Raw genomic sequence first — 16,347 nt, forward strand, 5'->3', positions numbered from 1 at the left:
ATGATACCGAAAACCTGACCGGACAGCGAGCACGGCGAAGCCTGCCCGCTTCGCCGGGCAGGCGCAAGTCAACGAAGGAACACGTCCGGCCAGAACGGCCGGCGGGATGTCAGTGCGAGACGACGATGCCGCTGATGAGCAGCCCCGCGAACAGCGCGGCGACGGCGCGCCACGAGGCCGGCCGGGCCTCGACCCAGCGGTACAGCAGCGCGGCCGCGGCGATCGACAGGCCGAAGGTCGCGAGCATGCCGAGCCCGTCGATCCAGGGCGCGTGCGGCCCCAGCCGCACCACGGCGGCATTCACCGCGAGCAGCACCGGGAAGTGGATCAGGAACAGCGAATAGGACATGCGCCCCAGCCGCTGCAGCGCGACCGCCGCCAGCGGCCAGCGCGGCGGCGACAGCCACTGCCGGCGCTGCGCCACCGCGATCAACAGCGCCGTGACCAGCGCGGTCGCGATACGGCTGCGCCATTCGAGCGCCAGCGCGCCCGTGCCCAGCAGCAGCAGCAAGGCGACCCCGCTCTGCCAGGTGCTCGCGCGCGTGGCGCGGCCGATCCAGAACACCAGCATGCCGAGGCCGTAGGCGCCGAAGAAATAGAAGGCGGTGTCGTCGAGCTCGGACTCGCGGTTGAACAGCGCCAGCGATGCGACGGCCACGCCGAGCACCAGCGCGACCGCGAGCCAGCGCCGGCGCGTGGCCTCGCCGGGCCGCGCCGCCTTGTCGGCCGGGGGCGCGAGCAGCGCCGGCAGACCGATCAAGGTGAGCGCCAGCGCGAACAGCTGGAAGTCGATCGCCACGTACCAGACGCCGGTGGACAGCGCCTCGTAGCCCAGCAGGTCCTGCAGCAGCAGCCCGTGCGCGAGCAGCTGGCCGATGCTCGGCGAGGCCGGTACGAGGTCGGCGTCGAGCCAGGGCCGCACCGCGGCCGCCACCAGCACGCAGACGGTGAGCGCGGCGAGGTAGGGCATCACCAGCCGGCCGTAGCGCTGGACGATGCGCACCAGCGGGCGGTCGATGCGCAGCAGCCCGTCGGGCGCGAGGCTGGCCGCGGCCAGGAAGCCGGCGATCACCAGGAAGATCTGAACCGCGAGCCGCCCGTCGCTGGCCAGCCAGCCGAGGAAATCGGGCGCGAGCGACAACGCGCCCGCGGGCATCGGCCCGTAGCGCGACAGGTGATGCCCGACGATCACCGCGCAGGCGAGGCCCTTGGCAGCGTCGAGCAGCGGCATGCGCTCCCGCCGCGCAGCGGGAGCAGCTGCGGCTGTCGCCGCGGGTGCCGGCAGGTCGTGCACGCTCAGAGCGCGAGCCGCTGGCGAGCCTCCTGGTATTCGCGCTTGAGCTTCTCGATGAAGACGCCGGCGCTCGAGACTTCGCTGATCGCGCCGATGCCCTGGCCCGAGCCCCAGATGTCCTTCCAGGCCTTGGCCTTGCTGCCATCGCCGCCCGAGAAGCTCATGGTCTTCACGTCGCCCTCGGGCAGGTTCGCCGGGTCCATGCCGGCGTTCACGATGCTGGGCGCGAGGTAGTTGCCGTGCACGCCGGTGAACAGGCTCGAGTAGACGATGTCGTCCGAAGTGCCCTCGACGATGGCCTGCTTGTAGGCATCGCTCGCGCGCGCTTCCTCGGTCGCGATGAAGGCGGTGCCGATGTAGGCGAAGTCGGCGCCCATGGCCTGCGCCGCGAGCACCGCGCCGCCGGTGGCGATAGCGCCCGACAGCGCGATCGGGCCGTCGAACCACTGGCGGATTTCCTGGATCAGCGCGAACGGGCTCTTGATGCCCGCATGGCCGCCGGCACCGGCCGCCACCGCGACGATGCCGTCGGCGCCCTTCTCGATCGCCTTCTGCGCGAACTTGTTGTTGATCACGTCGTGCAAGGTCACGCCGCCATAGCTGTGGACCGCGTCGTTGACGTCGGTGCGCGCGCCCAGCGAGGTGATGACGATCGGCACCTTGTACTTCACGACCATCTCCATGTCGTGCTCGAGGCGGTCGTTGCTCTTGTGCACGATCTGGTTGATGGCGAAGGGCGCGGCGGGTTTGTCGGGGTTGGCCTTGTTGTAGGCCGCGAGCTCCTCGGTGATCTCGATCAGCCACTCCTCGAGCTGCGCCGCGGGCCGCGCGTTGAGCGCCGGCATCGAGCCGACCACGCCGGCCTTGCATTGCGCGATCACGAGCTTGGGGTTGCTGATGATGAACAGCGGCGAGCCGATGATCGGCAGCGGCAGGTTCGCGAGCACGGGGGGCAGTTTCGACATGGTCGTTGTCTCAGGGGTTGTTGAATTCGGGAGCGGACAGCCGGACGCTGAGGACGCGAAGATTTCGCGAAGTGCGCAAAAGCAAAACCAAATTTTGATTTCTCTTTCGCGTCCTTTGCGTAACCTTTGCGACCTTCGCGTACGGAAGTCCGGATGTCAGAAAGCCTCGAGCGCCAGCGCGTTCACGCTCTCGGCACCGTCGACGATGCTGTCGCGCAGGCCCGGCGCCTTCGCGAGGATGTGCTCGGCATAGAAGCGCGCGGTCGTGATCTTGGCCTGCATGAAGTCGACGTCGACGTTGTGCGAGGCCTGGTCCTGCGCCACGATCAGCGAACGCGCGAGCTGCCAGCCGGCCACCAGGTTGCCCGCGAGCATCAGGTAGGGCACGCTGCCCGCGAACACCGCGTTGGGCGAGGCCTTGGTCTGGCCCGCGACGAAATCCACCACCTCGACGAAAGCCTCGCGCGCGGCCTTCAGGCGCTTGAGCACGGCCTTGGCGGCGGCGCTGTCGCTCTTCGCGAGCTCGGCCTCGGTCTTCTCGATCTGCGCGGCGATGGCCTTGGCGGTCTGGCCGCCGTCGCGCGCGGTCTTGCGGCCCACGAGGTCGTTGGCCTGGATCGCGGTCGTGCCTTCGTAGATCGTGAGGATCTTCGCGTCGCGGTAGTACTGCGCCGCGCCGGTCTCCTCGATGAAGCCCATGCCGCCGTGCACCTGCACGCCCAGCGAGGTCACCTCGAGGCTCATCTCGGTGCTGTAGCCCTTGACCAGCGGCACCATGAATTCGTAGAAGGCCTGGTTCTGCTTGCGCGCGTCGGCATCGGGATGGTGGTGCGCGGCGTCGTAGGCCGCGGCGGCCACGCTGGCCATGGCGCGGCAGCCTTCGGTGTAGGCGCGCATGGTCATCAGCATGCGCTTCACGTCGGGGTGATGGATGATCGCCGCGCTGGCATTGATCGAGCCGTCGACCGGGCGGCTCTGCACGCGCTCCCTGGCGTAGGCCACGGCATGCTGGTAGGCGCGCTCGGCGATCGCGATGCCCTGCATGCCCACCGCGTAGCGGGCCGAGTTCATCATGATGAACATGTACTCGAGGCCGCGGTTCTCCTGGCCCACGAGATAGCCGACGGCACCGCCATGGTCGCCGTACTGCAGCACCGCGGTCGGCGAGGCCTTGATGCCCATCTTGTGCTCGATGCTCACGCAGTGCACGTCGTTGCGCGCGCCCGGCGAACCGTCGGCGTTCAGCAGGAACTTCGGCACCACGAACAGGCTGATGCCCTTCACGCCCTCGGGCGCGCCGCTCACGCGCGCCAGCACGAGGTGCACGATGTTCTCGGCCATGTCGTGCTCGCCGTAGGTGATGAAGATCTTGGTGCCGAAGACCTTGTAGCTGCCGTCGGGCTGCGGCTCGGCGCGGCTGCGCACCAGCGCGAGGTCGCTGCCGGCCTGCGGCTCGGTGAGGTTCATCGTGCCGGTCCACTGGCCGCTCACGAGCTTCTCGAGGTAGGTGGCCTTGAGTTCGTCGGAGCCCGCGGTCAGCAGCGCCTCGATGGCGCCGTCGCTCAGCAGCGGGCACAGCGCGAAGCTCATGTTGGCCGAATTGAGCATCTCGCCGCAGGCCGCGCCGATGGTCTTGGGCAGGCCCTGGCCGCCGAAGTCGGCCGGATGCTGCAGGCCCTGCCAGCCGCCCGACACGTACTGTGCGAAGGCTTCCTTGAAGCCGGCCGTGGTCGTGACCTCGCCGTCCTTGAACGACGAGGGATTGCGGTCGCCCGCGACGTTGAGCGGCGCGATCACGTCCTGGTTGAAGCGCGCGCATTCCTCGAGCACGGCCTGCGCGGTCTCGAGGCCGGCGTCCTCGAAGCCGGGCAGCCTGGCGATCTCGCCGATGTTGGCCAGGTGCTCGATGTCGAACAGCATGTCCTTGAGGGGGGCGGTGTAGCTCATCTCATGTCTCCCGATACTGCGGATGTGAAAAGGGCATCGCGAACGATGCCCTCTGGCTCAATGCAATGGCGCGATCAGAGCGCCTTGACCAGTTCCGGCACCGCCGTGAACAGGTCGGCCACGAGGCCATAGTCGGCCACCGAGAAGATCGGCGCTTCCTCGTCCTTGTTGATCGCCACGATCACCTTGGAGTCCTTCATGCCGGCCAGATGCTGGATCGCACCCGAGATGCCCGCGGCGATGTACAGCTGCGGCGCGACGATCTTGCCGGTCTGGCCCACTTGCCAGTCGTTCGGCGCGTAGCCCGCGTCGACGGCGGCGCGGCTGGCACCCAGGCCCGCGTTGAGCTTGTCGGCCAGCGGGGCCATCACTTCGGTGAACTTCTCGGCGCTGCCCAGGGCACGGCCACCCGAGACGATGATCTTGGCGGCCGTCAGTTCGGGGCGTTCGCTCTTCGTGACCTCGCGGCCCACGAAGCTGCTCTTGCCGCTGTCGGCCACGCCTTCGGCGTTTTCGACCGTTGCAGTGCCACCGGTGGCGGCCGCGGCGTCGAAGCCGGTCGTGCGAACGGTGATCACCTTGGTGGCATCGCTGCTCTGCACGGTGGCAATGGCATTGCCCGCATAGATCGGACGCTCGAAGGTGTCGGGGCTGTCGACCTTGGTGATGTCGCTGATCTGCGCGACATCGAGCTTGGCGGCCACGCGCGGCGCGACGTTCTTGCCGTTGGCGGTCGAGGGGAACAGGATGTGGCTGTAGTTGGAAGCGATCGCGAGGACTTGCGCCGCGACGTTTTCAGCGAGGTTCTCGGCGAGGCTCGGGCTGTCGGCCGCGATGACCTTGGTCACGCCAGCGATCTGGGCGGCCGCCTTGGCGGCTTCGGCCGCGTTGGCACCGGCCACGAGCACGTGGACGTCGCCACCGCAGGCAAGCGCAGCGGTCACGGTGTTGAGGGTGGCCGGCTTGATGCTGGCGTGGTCGTGTTCGGCAATGACGAGTGCGGTCATGTTCGTTGTCTTCCTCAGATCACTTTGGCTTCGTTCTTCAGCTTGTCCACCAGGGTCGCCACGTCGGGCACCTTGATGCCGGCGCCGCGCTTCGGCGGTTCCGAGACCTTGAGAGTCTTCAGGCGCGGCTTGACGTCCACGCCCAGGTCCTCGGGCTTGAAGGTGTCGAGCTGCTTCTTCTTGGCCTTCATGATGTTGGGCAGCGTGACGTAGCGCGGCTCGTTGAGGCGCAGGTCGGTCGTGATGACGGCCGGCAGCGTGAGCGAGACGGTCTCGAGGCCGCCGTCGACTTCACGGGTCACGTTGGCCTTGTCGCCGGCGACTTCGACCTTCGAGGCGAAGGTGGCTTGCGGCAGGTCGGCCAGCGCGGCCAGCATCTGGCCAGTCTGGTTGGCATCGTCGTCGATCGCCTGCTTGCCGAGGATGATCAGTTGCGGCTGCTCCTTGTCGACCAGCGCATTGAGCAGCTTGGCCACGGCCAGCGGCTGCAGCTCTTCCGAGGTCTCGACCAGGATGCCGCGGTCGGCGCCGATGGCCATCGCGGTGCGCAGGGTTTCCTGCGACTTGGCGTCGCCGCACGAGACGGCGATGACCTCGGTCACCACGCCCTTCTCCTTCAGGCGCACGGCCTCTTCGACGGCGATCTCGTCGAAGGGGTTCATGCTCATCTTGACGTTGGCGATGTCCACGCCCGTGCCGTCGCTCTTGACGCGCACCTTCACGTTGTAGTCGACGACCCGTTTGACAGGCACAAGAACCTTCATTGACTTGACTCCATTGGGATTGCAAAAAGGGGGCTTCGAGAGCAACCGGTCATTCTAGGACGCGACCTTTGCCGTCTCTGATCTGATTCCGATTCACGCCGCGGGGCGAAAAAAGAACGGTCGTGCTTTTCCTCGATTATAGAGCAGCGTCCGCCGGCGGCGAAATCCCGGGCGGCAGCGACTCGACGCGCAGCACGCGCTGCGGATAGGGAATGTCGATCTTCGCGGCGCGCAGGCCTTCGAGAATGGCGACGTTGATCGCCGAGCGCAGGTTGTCCTTGCCCTTGTCGGGATCGGCGACCCAGAAGTTCAGCGTGAACTCCAGCCCGTCGGGCGCGAAGTTCATCAGGAAGGCCACCGGCGCCGGGTCGGTCATCACGCGCGACTGGGCCTTGGCGGCATCGCAGAGGATGGCCTGCACCTGCGCCACGTCGCTCTCGTAGCCGACCACGATGCTGGTCGTGATGTTGAACTTGCGGTCCGCGATCGAGAGGTTCTCCACGCGCGAGGTGATCAGCGACTCGTTCGGCACGATCGCCTCGCGGCCGTTGCCGGCGCGGATCAGCGTGTAGCGGGTCTTGATGTCGGTGATGCGGCCCTCGAAGGTGTCGACCTTGACGTTGTCACCGATGCGGATCGAACGCTCGAGCAGGATCACGAAGCCGCTGACGTAATTGGCCGCCAGCTTCTGCAGGCCGAAGCCCAGGCCGACGCCGAGCGCGCCGCCGAGCACCGACAGCGCCGTGAGGTCCACGCCCACCGCCGACAGCGCGAACAGCAGGCCTACGAGCAGCAGCAGCGCGCGCACCGCGTTCGACGCCACCTTGCGCATCGACAGGTCGGTGACGGCCTCGCGCAGGATGCGCTTCTCGATGGTCGAGGCGATCCACAGCGCGATCACCAGCACCAGGCCGGCCGACAGCGCGCCCTGGATGATGGTCTGCAGGCTCACCTTGGTCTTGCCGAAGGCCAGCGTGATGTCGTCGAGCTCGGCCAGCACCGGCGGCAGCAGGCCGATGATCCAGAGCACGGCCGCGAGCCAGGCCAGCCACGAGATGGTGCGCTCGAGCAGCCGCACGAGGTTGGAAGCCGGGAACACGGCGCGCAGCACGCGCGCGAAGAGCCGGATGACGGCGAGCGACAGGAACACCGAGACGCCGATGCGCAGCACCAGGATGGTCTGGTACTCGGCCACCAGCCGCCGCGCGAGCTCGGCGAACACCAGCGCCATGAGCGGGAACAGCACGCCGTCGAAGGTGCGCTCGCCGAACCAGATCGAGTCCTTGGGCTGGTCGCGTCCGAACCAGCGGCAGATGCCCCAGGCCAGGGCGATGCAGGCGGCGAGCGCGGCCAGCTCGATGGCGATGCCGCGCGCATCGACCTGCGCGAGTCGTTGGGTGAAGTCGTTGAAGTTCATCTCTTGCAGCAAAAGGGGCCGGGCCCACACACGGCGCGCTCGGCGCACCACCGGGGTGCGCCCGCGCCCTTCGGATCAGAGGTCGGCCAGCACCCGGATGTGCGCTTCCACGCTGCGCGCGAGCGCGTCGAGGTTGTAGCCGCCCTCGAGCATCGAGACGATGCGTCCGCGCGAATGGCGGCGCGCCACGTCGCGGATGCGGTCGGTGATCCAGGCGAAGTCGTTCTCATTGAGACCGAGCTGCCCGAGATCGTCTTCCCGGTGCGCATCGAAACCCGCGCTCACGAACACCATCTGCGGCCGGAACGCCTCGAGCCGGGGCATCCAGATCGCCTCGATCATCTCGCGCACGTCCATGCCCTTGGTGTAGGCCGGGATCGGCAGGTTGAGCATGTTCGACGCCGGATGCTCGGTGCCGCTGTAGGGATAGAACGGGTGCTGGAAGAAGCCGACCATCAGCACGCGCGGATCGTCCGACAGGATGTTCTCGGTGCCGTTGCCGTGGTGCACGTCGAAGTCGACCACGGCCACGCGGTCGAAGCCGTGCACCTCGAGCGCATGGCGCGCCGCGATCGCGACGTTGTTGAGGAAGCAGAAGCCCATCGCCTGCTCGCGGCAGGCATGGTGGCCGGGCGGCCGCACGGCGCAGAAGGCGTTCTCGACCTCGCCGGCGATCACCGCGTCGGTGGCGGCGATGGCCGCCCCGGCGGCGCGCCGGGCCGCCAGCAGCGTGAAGCGGTTGAGCGCGGTGTCGGGGTCGATGTGCGCATGGTCGGGGCCGCCGACCGGTTCGTCGGCCACCAGCCGCTGGTGCAGCGCCTCGAGGTACTCGACGTGTTCGGTGCTGTGCGCCCGGGTGATCTGCGGCAGCGTGGCCAGCGGGACGTCGCGCCGCTCGAGCGCGTCGCCGACGCCGGTGGCCAGCAGCCGGTCCTCGATGGCATCCAGGCGCTCGGGGCATTCGGGATGACCCCGGCCCATGTCGTGCTTCCAGCAGTCGCGATGAGTGAAGTAACCGGTCTTGCCCATGTCTCGGTGTCGCGTCTAGACCTCACGCGGCGCGGGGCTGCCGGGTCTTACGGTATCGTTTGCATATGGATACAAATATGGACGTTGCCGCGAAGCTTGCCACTTTGCTGAGCCAGCTTAACACGGTGATCGTGGGCAAGGAGGCCCAGGTGCGCGACTGCGTGGCCTGTCTGCTGGCCGGCGGCCACCTGTTGATCGAGGACGTGCCCGGGGTCGGCAAGACAACGCTGGCCCATGCGCTCTCGCACACCTTCGGGCTGCAGTTCTCGCGCGTGCAGTTCACGGCCGACCTGATGCCGGGCGACCTCTCGGGCGTGGCGATCTACGACCGCGGCCAGCAGGCCTTCGTGTTCCATCCGGGCCCGATCTTCTCGCAGGTGCTGCTGGCCGACGAGATCAACCGCGCCAGCCCCAAGACCCAGAGCGCGCTGCTCGAGGCGATGGAGGAGAAGCAGGTCACGATCGAGGGCGAGACCCGCCCCCTGCCCACCCCCTTCTTCGTGATCGCCACGCAGAACCCGCAGGACCAGCTCGGCACCTTCGCGCTGCCCGAGTCGCAGCTCGACCGCTTCCTGATGCGCATCTCGCTCGGCTACCCCGATCGCGCCGCCGAGCGCCAGCTGCTGTCCGGCATCGACCGCCGCGAGATGCTGGCCACCCTGCCCGCGCTGCTCACGCCCGGCGAGCTGACCGCGCTGCAGCAGCGCGTGCAGCAGGTGCATGCGGCCGAGCCGCTGCTGAACTACGTGCAGGACCTGATCGCCGCCACCCGCTCGGGCCGCTGGTTCCTGCAGGGCCTGTCGCCGCGCGCCGGCATCGCCGTGCTGCGCGCCGCCAAGGCCCAGGCCCTGCTCGCCAACCGCCACTACGTCGCGCCCGACGACGTGCAGGCCGTGCTGCCGCAGACGGTGGCGCACCGCCTCACGCCGGTCGGCGATGCCGGCCGCGGCGCGGTCGAGCAGGTGCGGGCGATGATCGCGGCGGTGCCGCTGCCGTGAACGCCGTCGGCGCCATCCGCTCGCGCATCGACGGCTGGTTCCTCTCGCGCCGGCCGCCGTCGGACACGCTCGAGCTCACGCAGCGCAACGTCTACATCGTGCCCACGCGCGCCGGCTGGACCCTGGCGCTCACGCTGCTGGTGCTGCTGGTGGCATCGATCAACTACCAGCTCAACCTCGGCTACCTGCTGACCTTCCTGCTCGCGGGCAGCGTGGCGGTGGGCATGCACGTGTGCCACGGCACCTTGCGCGGGCTGGCGATGCACCTGATGCCGCCCGATGCGCATTACGCGGGGAGCGCGGCGGTGTTCCGGGTGGTGCTGCACAACGCGCGGCGCGGGGTGCGCTACGGGATCGGGATGGCGGTGCGCGGCAGCGGGCAATGGGCCTGGACCGATGTGCCGGCGCAGGGCAGCTCGACGGTGGAGGTCGCTTTTCTGCCGGAGCGAAGGGGGTTGCATCCAGTGCCGGCGTTGACGGCGGAGACGCGGTTTCCGCTGGGTACTTTTCGGGTGTGGACGGTGTGGCGGCCGGCTTCTCGGATGCTGGTGTATCCGGCGCCCGAGGTGCATCCGCCGCCTTTGCCTGCGGGGGAGCCGTTGTCGGGGTCTGCGGCTGTTTCTTCTCTGGTGCGGTCCTTGGGGGCTGGGGAGTACGACGGGGTGCGGGCTTATCGGCGGGGGGATCCGTTGAAGCTGGTGGTCTGGAAGAAGGCGGCGCAGGCGTTGGCTGCGGGGTCCGAGGAGTTCGTGAGTCGGGATGCTCAGCAGACGCAACGCGAGGAGCTTTGGCTGGATGCGCAGGCTACGGGGTTGGCCGATGGTGAAGGGCGGGTTTCTCGGTTGTGTGCCTGGGTGTTGATGGCGGATCGGTTGGGGGTGGACTATGGGGTTCGTGTGGGTGGGCGGGTATTGAAGCCTTCTCAGGGGGAGGCGCATCGGAGGGCTTGTCTGGAGATGCTGGCTCTATGTTGACTTCCTGGGTTTGGGTTGTTCTTGGCTTTGCTCTTCCTGCGGAGGGCGTTGGCCGGGTCTCGCCCTGGCGGGCGACTTACTTTTCTTGTCTCGCCAAGAAAAGTAAGCAAAAGAAGGCGCCCCCGCTGTCTGTGTCCCTCCGCTTCGCTACGGGCAACCTGCGGTGCTCGGAGAAAGCGGGGGTCCGCAGAACTCGCTCCGCTACGCTGCGCTCAGACAGCTGCGGCCCTTATCCCGCTTTCTCCTGCGCTCCTCGGCACAGCCAGAGGGGATTAGGGTCAACGCGCCGTGGCGCGTCCTTGTGTGGAGGGTGCGAATGCGAAAGCCTCGGGCCTTCTTCTACCTCTCTCCCGGCCGAGCGAAGCGAAGGCCCGTTGGGTCTTGGTGGCCGAGCGCAGCGACGGCCCGAACCACCCCTCTGGCTGCGCCGAGGAGCGCAGCGTTTCGCGGATAAGGGCTCGCAGCTGTTTGAGCGAAGCGAGTTCTGCGAGACCCCGCGAAACGCGAGCACCGCAGGTTGCCCGCAGCTTCGCTGCGGGTCGCAGACAGTGGGTCGCCTTTTCTTTGGTTACTTTCTTTTGGCGAAGCTGTATGGACCGGGCACATGGTGGACAGGTGTGCGAGGACATGGTGGACACCATCGGGCGTATCGCCCGATCGGAAGACGACCATGCCCTGGAGCACCCGAGACACCATGAGCCTGAGAGAAGAGTTCGTTGCCCTGGCACGCCAGGAAGGTGCCAACCGGCGTGAGCTGTGCCGGCGCTTCGGCATCAGCCCGCAGACCGGCTACAAATGGCTCGCACGCAGTGCCACGCTGGGTGCCGCCGGCCTGGGCGATGCCAGTCGCCGCCCACACAACAGTCCCGGCGAGACCTCGCCCGAGCTTCAACAATCCATCGTTTCGCTGCGCCAGCAGCACCCTGCATGGGGCGCACGCAAGCTCGCACGGCGCCTGAGTGACCTCGGACAGGGTTGCCTGGCTCCGAGCACCGTCAACTCCATCCTCAAGCGCCACGGCCTCATCAGCGCCCAGGCCAGCAGTGCGGCCACCGCCTGGCAGCGCTTCGAGCACGAGGCGCCCAACAGCCTCTGGCAGATCGACTTCAAGGGCTACGTGTCCACCGCAGCGGGGCCCTGCCATCCGCTGACGCTGCTGGACGACCACTCCCGTTACAACCTGGCCCTGCGCGCCTGTGCCCGCCAGCAAACGGCCAGCGTGAAGGAGCAGTTGCAGGACGTCTTCTCCCGCTACGGTCTGCCGGTGCGCATCAATGCGGACAACGGCGCACCCTGGGGCAGTCCGCGCGAGCCGGGCCAGCTCAGCGAACTCGCGCTGTGGCTCATCCGCCTGGGCGTGCGGGTGAGCTTCAGCAGCCCTTATCACCCGCAGACCAACGGCAAGGACGAGCGCTTCCATCGCAGCCTGAAGGCGGAGTTGCTGGTCGGGCGCAGCTTCCAGGATCTGGCGCAGGCGCAGCAGCAGTTCGATCGCTGGAGGCGTATCTACAACCATGAGCGCCCGCATCAGGCGCTGGGCATGAACACCCCGGCGAGCCGGTACCGCGCCAGCGAGAGGGCCTATCCGAGGACGCTGCCACCGCTCGAGTACGGCCCGAACGACACGGTGGTGAAGGTCGGCTGGCTGGGGGAGGTGCGCTTCAAGAGCAAGCGCTTCAAGGTGTCCGCAGCACTCAAGGACCACGAGATCGCGCTGCGCGCGCAGCCCGGGCGAGAGGGCTGCTACGACGTCTACTTCGTGCACCACAAGCTGCGCGAGATCGACCTGCGCGAGGCCTGAACCACCATGCAGAATGTGTCCACCATGTCCTCGCACATGTGTCACCCATGTCTCCGGTCCATACACGAAGCAAAAGAAAGTGACTCGCCCGCCGGGGCGAGACCCGGCCAACAGCCTTCATAAGAAACCAACCTCATGAAGAAGCTAACGATGGCGACATTGCCAAGAGACACAAGAGACACCCTCTTCCTCCTGGCAGTCATAGCCCTCATCATCCTCCCCCAGGTAGACCACCTCCCCTGGTGGTGCACCACCCTCACCACAGCAGTCCTGATCTGGCGCGGCACCCTCGCCGTCCAATCCAAACCCCTCCCCTCCCGCTGGTGGCGCATCGCCCTTCTCGTGGTGACGGTCGCCGCCACCTTCGCCACCCACCGCACCCTGCTCGGCCGCGACGCCGGCGTCACCCTGATCGTGATCCTGCTCGCACTCAAGACGCTCGAGCTGCGCGCGCGCCGCGACGCCTTCGTCGTCTTCTTCCTGGGCTTCTTCGCGATGCTCACGAACTTCTTCTATTCGCAGTCGCTCGCCACCGCCATCACGATGCTGCTCGCGCTGCTGGGCCTGCTGACCGCGCTGGTCAACGCCCACATGCCGGTGGGCCGGCCGCCGCTCGCGCAGGCGGCGCGCACCGCGGGGTGGATGGCGCTCGCGGGCGCGCCGATCATGTTCGCGCTGTTCCTGCTGTTCCCGCGCTTCGCGCCGCTGTGGGGCACGCCGAGCGACGCGATGGCCGGCCGAAGCGGGCTGTCGAACACGATGCGCGTGGGCACCATCGCCGAGCTCGCGCTCGACGGGCGCGTGGCGGCACGCATCAAGTTCGACGGCAACCGCGCGCCGCCGCAGAGCCAGCTCTACTTCCGCGGCCCGGTGCTCGCGCAGTTCGACGGCCGCGAATGGACCGCGCTGCCGTCCTGGCGCCGCGGCGCGGCCGGCTCCGAGCTGCGCACCAGCGGCGAGCCGCTGGGCTACGAGGTCACGCTCGAGCCCAGCAACCGCCCGTGGCTGCTGACGCTCGACGCCGCACCGCGCGCGCCCGCGCTGCCGGGCTACGAGGTCACGGGCAGTTCGGACCTGCAATGGTTCGTGAACCGGCCGCTGTCGGACCTGGTGCGCTACCGCGCCCAGAGCTACACGCGCTTCGAGAGCGGCCCCGCGAACAGCGCGAACACGCTGCGCGCCTACCTCGCGCTGCCGCCCGCATCGAACCCGCGCACCGCGGCGCTCGCGCGCGAGATGCTCGCCGACCCGGCGCTGGCCGGTGCCGCCACGCCCGCACTCGTGCAGGCGGTGCTGCGGCGGCTGCGCACCGGCGGCTACAGCTACACGCTCGAGCCCGGCGTCTACGGCAACGACACCGCCGACGAGTTCTGGTTCGACCGCAAGGAGGGCTTCTGCGAGCACATCGCCTCGGCCTTCGTGGTGCTGATGCGCGGCATGAACGTGCCGGCGCGCATCGTCACCGGCTACCAGGGCGGCGAGCTCAACGGCATCGACGGCTACTGGGTGCTGCGCCAGAGCGATGCCCACGCCTGGGCCGAGGTCTGGGAGGCCGGCAAGGGCTGGGTGCGCGTCGATCCCACCGGCGCGGTGGCACCGGGACGCGTCGGCCAGTCGATGCGCCTCGTGCAGGCGCCGGGTCTGTTCGCGGGCGCCGTCATCGCGATGAGCCCGACCTTCGCGCAGAACCTGCGCGCGGCCTGGGAGGCCGTCAACAACGGCTGGAACCAGTGGGTGCTCAACTACACGCAGAGCCGCCAGCTCGACCTGCTGAAGAACATCGGCTTCACGGCGCCGAGCCTCGAGGACCTGGCCTACGTGCTGCTCTACCTGCTGGTGGGCGCGAGCCTGGCCGGCGCGCTCTGGACGCTGTGGGAACGCAGCCAGCACGATCCCTGGCTGCGCCTGCTCGGCCGTGCGCGCGCGCGGCTCGCGAAGGCCAGCCTCGCGGTGCCCGACACCGCGCCGCCGCGCCAGATGGCGGCGCTGGCCGAAGCCTTCTTCGGCATCGATGAAAGCGCGCCGCTGCGCGACTGGCTGCTGAAGCTCGAGGCCCAGCGCTACGCCCCGGACGGCCCCGGGACGCTGGCCGCTCTACGCGCCGAGTTCCGCCGCCTGCCCTGGCCCGCGCGCAAGGCCGGGCCTGTACTACTGCAGCCCGGCTGAACGCAACCACATGTGTCGCCCGCCGGCCCTCGCGCGGCCGGGCGGCACAATCGGCCGATGCGATCTTCCTTCTCCCCGCGGTGCCAGCCGGTCCGCGCCGCCGCCCTCGCCCTCTTCGCTGCCTGTGCCGCCTGTGCCGCCGGGTTCGCCACGCAGGCCGCGGCCCAGTCCCGCCCGGCAGTCAAGGCCGTGGTCGGCAGCACGCCCTACGCCACGCGCGACGACGCGATGCGCTTCGCCGACGAGGTCGCGGCGCGCCGGGGCCTGGACCGCCAATGGGTGCGCGCCACCATCGGCGGTGCGCGCTTCCTGCCCAACGTGCCGCGGCTGATGCTGCCGGGACCGGTGGGCACGGTGAAGAACTGGCAGGTCTACCGCAGCCGCTTCATCGATGCCACGCGCATCGCCGCGGGCGTGCGCTTCTGGCGCGCCAATGCCGACCTGCTCGCGCGCGCCGAGGCCACCTACGGCGTGCCGCCCGAGATCGTCGTGGGCATCGTGGGCGTGGAGACCATCTACGGCCGCAACATGGGCAACTTCCGCGTCATCGATGCGCTCGCCACGCTGGCCTTCGACTTCCCGCAGGGCCATCCGCGCGCGGCCGAGCGCCAGGCCTTCTTCCGCGGCGAGCTCGAGAGCTTCCTGAGCACCGAGAGCCGCACCGCCGACGATCCGATGGTGCCGCTGGGCAGCTACGCGGGCGCGATGGGCATGCCGCAGTTCATGCCGAGCAGCATCGCCAAGTACGCGGTCGACTTCGACGGCGACGGCCGCATCGACCTGGTCAACAACACGGCCGACGTGATCGGCTCGGTGGCCAGCTACTTCAAGGCCTTCGGCTGGCAGCCGGGCATGCCCGCGATCTACCCGGTGCGCTTCGACGAGTCGCGGCTGCGCAAGGACATCCTGCTGGCGCCCGACATCCTGCCGAGCTTCAGCGCCGACAGCTTCGTGGCCGCGGGCGCGGTGCCCGACGGCGAGGGCCAGCGCCATCGCGGCCTGCTCGCGCTGATCGAACTGCAGAACGGCGCCAACGCCGCGCCGACCTACGTAGCGGGCACGCGCAACTTCTACGTGATCACGCGCTACAACTGGAGCAGCTACTACGCGATGTCGGTGCTCGACCTCGGCAACGAGGTCAAGGCGGCGATGGGCTATGCGCCGGCGCCGCAGCCGGTGCTCGCGCCGGCCCCCGCGCCGCTGCGCTCGCAGCCGAGGCTCGATGCGCAACCGATGCCACTGCCCCTGCAATCGACGCCGACCGAGCCGACGGCCTCGCAACCGCTGCCGCCCGCCTCCTCGCCGCGGCAACCGATGCCGCTGCCGCAGTGAGGGCCACGCGATGACGCCCCTGTCGAGCGCGGCCCTGCGGGCCAATTGGCACGCCGCCTGGCGCGCGCTCGGCATCGCGCAACCCGCCACGCCCGAGCGCGATGCGCTGTGCGACCAGCTGCAGCGCCGCTACGCCGAGCCGCAGCGCCACTACCACACGCTGCAGCACCTCGGCGAATGCCTGGCCTGGTTCGAGCGCGAGCAGGCCGCCGCGCAGCGGCCCGGCGAAGTGGCGCTCGCGCTGTGGTTCCATGATGCGATCTACGACGTGCATGGGCACGACAACGAGGCACGCAGCGCCGCCTGGGCGCTCGAGGCGCTGCGCAGCTTCGAGGCCGGCGAGGACGCGGCGCAGCGCGTGCACGACCTCGTGATGGCCACGCGCCACGATGCCGTGCCCGAGGGCCGCGATGCCGAACTGCTGATCGACATCGACCTTTCGATCCTCGGCGCCGAGCGCGCGCGCTTCGATGAGTACGAAGAGCAGGTCGGGCGGGAATACGCCTTCGTGCCGCTCGAGATCCGCCTGCCGCGCCGGCGCGAGATCCTGCAACGCTTCCTCGACCGCGACGCGATCTACGCCACGCCGCGCATGCACGCCCTGCTCGAGGTCCGCGCGCGCGAGAACCTGCGCCGGTCGATCGCGGGCTGAA

The 16,347-nt window shown here is 68.8% G+C and carries 13 protein-coding genes; 6 read left to right on the forward strand and 7 right to left on the reverse strand.

The window, feature by feature from the left end; all coding sequences use genetic code 11:
* Positions 1 to 109: 109 nt before the first annotated feature.
* From R0232_RS22315 to R0232_RS22345, 7 genes are all read right to left on the reverse strand, one after another.
* Complete coding sequence (locus tag R0232_RS22315) at positions 110 to 1,231, reverse strand: acyltransferase family protein (RefSeq protein WP_431509454.1); 1,122 nt, start codon at positions 1,229 to 1,231, stop codon at positions 110 to 112.
* Positions 1,232 to 1,296: 65 nt separating this feature from the next.
* Positions 1,297 to 2,259 carry an NAD(P)H-dependent flavin oxidoreductase gene (locus R0232_RS22320; protein ID WP_093355778.1) on the reverse strand — a complete coding sequence of 321 codons (963 nt, stop codon included), beginning with the start codon at positions 2,257 to 2,259 and terminating at the stop codon, positions 1,297 to 1,299.
* Positions 2,260 to 2,415: 156 nt separating this feature from the next.
* A complete protein-coding gene (locus tag R0232_RS22325; RefSeq protein ID WP_431509455.1) occupies positions 2,416 to 4,206 on the reverse strand; it encodes an acyl-CoA dehydrogenase in 1,791 nt (596 codons plus the stop codon).
* Positions 4,207 to 4,280: 74 nt separating this feature from the next.
* Positions 4,281 to 5,213, reverse strand: coding sequence for an electron transfer flavoprotein subunit alpha/FixB family protein (locus R0232_RS22330; protein WP_431509456.1), 933 nt, complete (start codon positions 5,211 to 5,213; stop codon positions 4,281 to 4,283).
* Between the two features lie 14 nt (positions 5,214 to 5,227).
* Positions 5,228 to 5,977, reverse strand: a complete 750-nt coding sequence (locus R0232_RS22335; protein WP_431509457.1) for an electron transfer flavoprotein subunit beta/FixA family protein — start codon at positions 5,975 to 5,977, stop codon at positions 5,228 to 5,230.
* A 136-nt stretch (positions 5,978 to 6,113) separates the two neighbouring features.
* Positions 6,114 to 7,394: a mechanosensitive ion channel family protein gene (locus tag R0232_RS22340; protein WP_093356142.1), complete on the reverse strand. Its 1,281-nt coding sequence runs from the start codon at positions 7,392 to 7,394 to the stop codon at positions 6,114 to 6,116.
* A gap of 75 nt (positions 7,395 to 7,469) precedes the next feature.
* Complete coding sequence (locus R0232_RS22345) at positions 7,470 to 8,423, reverse strand: histone deacetylase family protein (protein ID WP_093356145.1); 954 nt, start codon at positions 8,421 to 8,423, stop codon at positions 7,470 to 7,472.
* A gap of 77 nt (positions 8,424 to 8,500) precedes the next feature.
* Between R0232_RS22345 and R0232_RS22350 the strand changes: the two genes are divergently transcribed.
* The 6 genes from R0232_RS22350 (at position 8,501) to R0232_RS22375 (ending at position 16,346) form a co-directional block, all read left to right on the forward strand.
* Entirely contained in the window at positions 8,501 to 9,421 is a 921-nt protein-coding gene (locus tag R0232_RS22350; RefSeq protein WP_093356147.1) for an AAA family ATPase, read from the forward strand.
* Positions 9,418 to 10,395: a DUF58 domain-containing protein gene (locus tag R0232_RS22355; RefSeq protein ID WP_431509458.1), complete on the forward strand. Its 978-nt coding sequence runs from the start codon at positions 9,418 to 9,420 to the stop codon at positions 10,393 to 10,395. The genes R0232_RS22350 and R0232_RS22355 overlap by 4 nt, the downstream gene beginning before the upstream one ends.
* 670 nt (positions 10,396 to 11,065) lie before the next feature.
* A complete protein-coding gene (locus tag R0232_RS22360) occupies positions 11,066 to 12,196 on the forward strand; it encodes an IS481 family transposase (RefSeq protein ID WP_431509459.1) in 1,131 nt (376 codons plus the stop codon).
* Between the two features lie 135 nt (positions 12,197 to 12,331).
* On the forward strand, positions 12,332 to 14,362 hold the full coding sequence (locus R0232_RS22365; RefSeq protein WP_431509460.1) for a transglutaminaseTgpA domain-containing protein: 2,031 nt from the start codon (positions 12,332 to 12,334) through the stop codon (positions 14,360 to 14,362).
* A gap of 57 nt (positions 14,363 to 14,419) precedes the next feature.
* Positions 14,420 to 15,694 (forward strand): lytic murein transglycosylase B, encoded by a 1,275-nt coding sequence (gene mltB / locus R0232_RS22370; RefSeq protein WP_431509461.1) that lies wholly within the window; start codon positions 14,420 to 14,422, stop codon positions 15,692 to 15,694.
* Positions 15,695 to 15,704: 10 nt separating this feature from the next.
* The gene (locus R0232_RS22375) at positions 15,705 to 16,346 is read left to right on the forward strand and encodes an HD domain-containing protein (protein WP_431509462.1); all 642 of its coding nucleotides are present in this window, start codon (positions 15,705 to 15,707) and stop codon (positions 16,344 to 16,346) included.
* Position 16,347 lies beyond the last annotated feature (1 nt).

The sequence above is a fragment of the Variovorax sp. DAIF25 genome, assembly GCF_050711835.1.
Lineage (GTDB): Bacteria > Pseudomonadota > Gammaproteobacteria > Burkholderiales > Burkholderiaceae_C > Variovorax.

Bases quoted from the DNA above. Each gene is read 5' to 3' on its own strand.
- R0232_RS22315 (WP_431509454.1), bottom strand. From the start codon at position 1,231: ATGCCGCTGCTCGACGCTGCCAAGGGCCTCGCCTGCGCGGTGATCGTC.
- R0232_RS22320 (WP_093355778.1), bottom strand. From the start codon at position 2,259: ATGTCGAAACTGCCCCCCGTGCTCGCGAACCTGCCGCTGCCGATCATC.
- R0232_RS22325 (WP_431509455.1), bottom strand. From the start codon at position 4,206: ATGAGCTACACCGCCCCCCTCAAGGACATGCTGTTCGACATCGAGCAC.
- R0232_RS22330 (WP_431509456.1), bottom strand. From the start codon at position 5,213: ATGACCGCACTCGTCATTGCCGAACACGACCACGCCAGCATCAAGCCG.
- R0232_RS22335 (WP_431509457.1), bottom strand. From the start codon at position 5,977: ATGAAGGTTCTTGTGCCTGTCAAACGGGTCGTCGACTACAACGTGAAG.
- R0232_RS22340 (WP_093356142.1), bottom strand. From the start codon at position 7,394: ATGAACTTCAACGACTTCACCCAACGACTCGCGCAGGTCGATGCGCGC.
- R0232_RS22345 (WP_093356145.1), bottom strand. From the start codon at position 8,423: ATGGGCAAGACCGGTTACTTCACTCATCGCGACTGCTGGAAGCACGAC.
- R0232_RS22350 (WP_093356147.1), top strand. From the start codon at position 8,501: ATGGACGTTGCCGCGAAGCTTGCCACTTTGCTGAGCCAGCTTAACACG.
- R0232_RS22360 (WP_431509459.1), top strand. From the start codon at position 11,066: ATGCCCTGGAGCACCCGAGACACCATGAGCCTGAGAGAAGAGTTCGTT.
- R0232_RS22365 (WP_431509460.1), top strand. From the start codon at position 12,332: ATGAAGAAGCTAACGATGGCGACATTGCCAAGAGACACAAGAGACACC.
- mltB (WP_431509461.1), top strand. From the start codon at position 14,420: ATGCGATCTTCCTTCTCCCCGCGGTGCCAGCCGGTCCGCGCCGCCGCC.
- R0232_RS22375 (WP_431509462.1), top strand. From the start codon at position 15,705: ATGACGCCCCTGTCGAGCGCGGCCCTGCGGGCCAATTGGCACGCCGCC.